4 protein-coding genes are annotated in these 3,252 nt (G+C 64.4%); 1 reads left to right on the top strand and 3 read right to left on the bottom strand.

Annotated features, from left to right (window positions below):
• Positions 1-123: 123 nt before the first annotated feature.
• A complete protein-coding gene (ribD, locus tag ACH2EI_RS05390; protein ID WP_395154986.1) occupies positions 124-1,128 on the bottom strand; it encodes a bifunctional diaminohydroxyphosphoribosylaminopyrimidine deaminase/5-amino-6-(5-phosphoribosylamino)uracil reductase RibD in 1,005 nt (334 codons plus the stop codon).
• A 104-nt stretch (positions 1,129-1,232) separates the two neighbouring features.
• Between ribD and ACH2EI_RS05385 the strand changes: the two genes are divergently transcribed.
• Positions 1,233-1,883, top strand: coding sequence for a nitroreductase (locus tag ACH2EI_RS05385; protein ID WP_395159365.1), 651 nt, complete (start codon positions 1,233-1,235; stop codon positions 1,881-1,883).
• Between the two features lie 6 nt (positions 1,884-1,889).
• Here the strand turns inward: ACH2EI_RS05385 and ACH2EI_RS05380 are convergent, their stop codons facing one another.
• Together ACH2EI_RS05380 and ACH2EI_RS05375 are read right to left on the bottom strand one after the other, a co-directional pair.
• Positions 1,890-2,480: a DUF2817 domain-containing protein gene (locus ACH2EI_RS05380; RefSeq protein WP_395159363.1), complete on the bottom strand. Its 591-nt coding sequence runs from the start codon at positions 2,478-2,480 to the stop codon at positions 1,890-1,892.
• A 1-nt stretch (position 2,481) separates the two neighbouring features.
• Positions 2,482-3,252: DUF2817 domain-containing protein (locus tag ACH2EI_RS05375; RefSeq protein ID WP_395159361.1), on the bottom strand; the 771-nt coding region annotated here is incomplete at its 5' end.

Raw genomic sequence — 3,252 nt, 5'->3', positions numbered from 1 at the left:
TCGGCTCGCCGTTGATGTTCGGCTCGCCGTTGATGTTCGGCTCGCCGTTGTCGGGATCAAGGGCGCATGCGCCGAGTACGAGAGCGATGAGAGCCAGCGCCGCTGCTGAGCGGCACCGTGCACTCATCGAACGTCCTTGTCGAGTGTGACGTCGAGCCGAATGTCATTGCCTAACTGCCGGGTGGCGACGAACCGTCCGCGTCGGAGGTCGGCCATCGTGGGTGCGCCATCGCCGACGAAAAGGGGATGTGCATCGTTTCCACCGAAGATCGCTGGGGCCACATACAGCACGTATCGATCGATCAGACCAGCGTCGTGGAACTCGGATGCGACGTTTGCTCCACCCTCGACCATCAACTGCAGCACACCCTCGGCGGCCAGCCGATCGAGGAGTTCAGGGATCGGGCCAACCCATTCGGTGCAGGGGTGGACGTTGGCGTCAGCGGGCGCAGTGCCGAGCACGATGCGGCGGGGGCTCGGTCCCTCAACCAGGCGCACGGTGAGTGACGGATTGTCGGCCCGCACGGTGCCGGCGCCGACGAGAATCGCCTGGCTCTCGGCGCGCATCTGGTGCACATCGGTACGGGCTTCCTCGCCGGTGACCCATTTGCTACCGCCATTCGGTGCAGCCGTTCGGCCGTCGAGCGTTGCGGCGAGCTTGAGGATCACATAGGGCCGACCAGTTTTGCGGTGGTGCAGGTATGGCTCGAGTTGCACCCCGACCTCGGTCGACAGGGTGCCGACCACGACCTCGATGCCAGCCTCCTGCAGTGCCTTGATGCCTTCACCAGCGACCTGCTTGTCTGGGTCCTTGATACCGATGAGGACCCGAACAACACCGGCCTCGATGATTGCTGTGGTGCACGGCCCTGTGCGGCCGGCGTGACAGCACGGTTCGAGAGTGGTGGCAAGGGTGGCTCCGGCAGCGTCAGAGCCGGCGGCGGCCAATGCACCGATTTCGGCGTGTGCGCCGCCGGGCGGCTGTGTTGCGCCGACATGGACGGTGCCGTCCGTTGTGAGCAGTGCGGCGCCCACCCATGGGTTTGGCGGGGTCGTTGTTCGGACTGTCCACGCAGCGTCGATTGCGTGTTGCATCAATTGCTCGTCGGTCAGCGCGTCGGGGGCCACAGGGCCATGTTGACAGTGGAGGCGGTCTTACACCAAGACCGATGGAACGCCCGGCTCGCACCCGCAGTTCGCTCTCGACGCGTGCGGCTTGCGAGACTCCCCTCATGAACGTCACCGAAGCGGTCAATCGACGCAAGTCCGTCCGTGCCTTCCTGCCCGATCCAGTGAGCAACGAGACGATTGAGGAACTGCTCACAAGCTCCTCGCGCTCGCCGTCTGGCGGCAACGTGCAGCCCTGGCGGATCTACGTGGTCAACGGTGAATCAATGACTCGATTCCGGAAGTTCCTCTCGACGCGTGAGCCCGGAGCGCCCTCCTACGACATCTATCCGCCGAAGATGCCTGAGCCGTATCGATCATCCAGGTACAAGATTGGTGAGGACATGTATGCCTCGATCGGCGTGACCCGCGACGACAAGGCGGGACGCTTCGAGCAGTTTGCAAAGAACCTCGATTTCTTCGGCGCACCTGCTGCGATCTTCTGCTTCGTCGACCGGATGATGGGCCCACCGCAGTGGAGCGATCTCGGCATGTTCCTGCAGACATTCATGCTGCTCGCTCAAGAAGCCGGCCTCGACACGTGTCCGCAGGAGGCGTGGTGCGTGCACGAGGCAGCGGTCAGTGAGTTCGTCGGTGCTCCGGACGAACAGCAGATCTTCTGTGGAGTGGCACTCGGCACCGCGGATGCCGACGCCCCGATTAATGGCGTCGTGAGCGAACGCGAGCCGCTCGACACATTTGCCCGCTTCGTCTGAAAGAGATCAGCCTTCGATGCCGATGGTGAGCACGGCGTTCGCGTCACCGCAGCAGTCGGCGAGCGGAAGCACGGTCAGTTCGGCGTAGCGGGCTCGGATCCGGCTGTCGCGGCCAGTCGACGGGAGAATCAGGTTGGCGTCCTGGTGGTACCAGAGCACGATGTCGGGGCGGAGCCACGTGATGAACGAGACCACGGCGCGTGTCTCGGGCTCACTCGCCGGGCTGGTCCCGGCGTACTGACTGTTTCCAGGTTGACCGATCGACCCCCACTTGTCTGGGAAGTTCCGATTGAGGTCGACCTCGTTGCTGTTGTGTCTCTCTTGGCGGGCAACGCCGTCAGGATTCATCGAGTCGATGAGCCACAGCTCGACTCGCTCGTCGATTGTACGCTCTCGCAGTCCGTCGACGACTTGGATCCCGGCGTCTTCGTCGCCGTGGATGCCACCAATCACGAGCACCTGGCGCCCGCCGGCGTCGCCCACCCGTTCGGCGGTGATGGCCTGACCCTCGATCGATGTGCCAATGACGATGCGGGGTGCGACGACTTCGATTTGTTCGCCGCGTCGGGTGGAGCGAAATTCGGCACCGCGAACCATGTCACCCTTCGGCGGCAATGGTCAAGACCGCAGTGGTGTGTGCATCGACTTGCTCGGCGGTGAGGTCTCCGCCGGGGAGTTCGACGATGAACGGCACCGCATCGCTGGTCTGTTTCAGTTCGACACGAGCCCAGGTCGCAGCAATGCCGGTGTAGACCCCGCCACCGCCGCAGCACTCGGCCATCGGGAGCCCGGACAGTTCGGCGTATCGAGCCCGGACGCGACCGTCGCGACCCGTCGACGGGATAATCAGGTTGGCGTCCTGGTGGTACCAGATCGTCATGTCGGGTCGGAGCTGGGTGATCAGGTTGACCATGGCTTGCGTTTCGGGTTCGCTGGCAGGCCCTGTTCCGGCGTACTGGCTGTTGCCCGGCTCGCCGATGACGCCCCACTCGTGGGGGAAGTTGCGGTTGAGGTCGACCCGGTTCGCATTCTGGCGAATTTGTGCGGCTTGGCCATCCGGATTCATCGATTCGATCAACCAGAGCTCGACGCCGTCAGGAACGTCGCGCTGGCGGAGTTCGTCAACGATTGCAACACCGGCGTCTTCATCGCCGTGGATCACGCCGATCACCAGGATGCGCCGGCCGCCCGGCGTGCCGTATCGATCGGCGGTGATCGGCCGGCCCTCGATCGACGTTCCGACAGCGACTTGCGTCGCAGCGAAGTCGAAGACGGCGAGCCCGTCTCTGGCCGGCGCAACGGTCGTGGCCGTTGTCGCCGGGAGAGCCGTTGTCGCCGGGAGAGCCGTTGTCGCCGGGAGAGTCGCGGT

It is taken from the genome of Ilumatobacter sp., from assembly GCF_041688325.1.
Taxonomy (GTDB): Bacteria; Actinomycetota; Acidimicrobiia; order Acidimicrobiales; family Ilumatobacteraceae; genus Ilumatobacter_A.
Note: the sequence above shows the minus strand (reverse complement) of the source record. Positions and strands in the feature narration are given on the sequence as shown.

Bases quoted from the DNA above. Each gene is read 5' to 3' on its own strand.
- ACH2EI_RS05385 (WP_395159365.1), top strand. From the start codon at position 1,233: ATGAACGTCACCGAAGCGGTCAATCGACGCAAGTCCGTCCGTGCCTTC.
- ACH2EI_RS05380 (WP_395159363.1), bottom strand. From the start codon at position 2,480: ATGGTTCGCGGTGCCGAATTTCGCTCCACCCGACGCGGCGAACAAATC.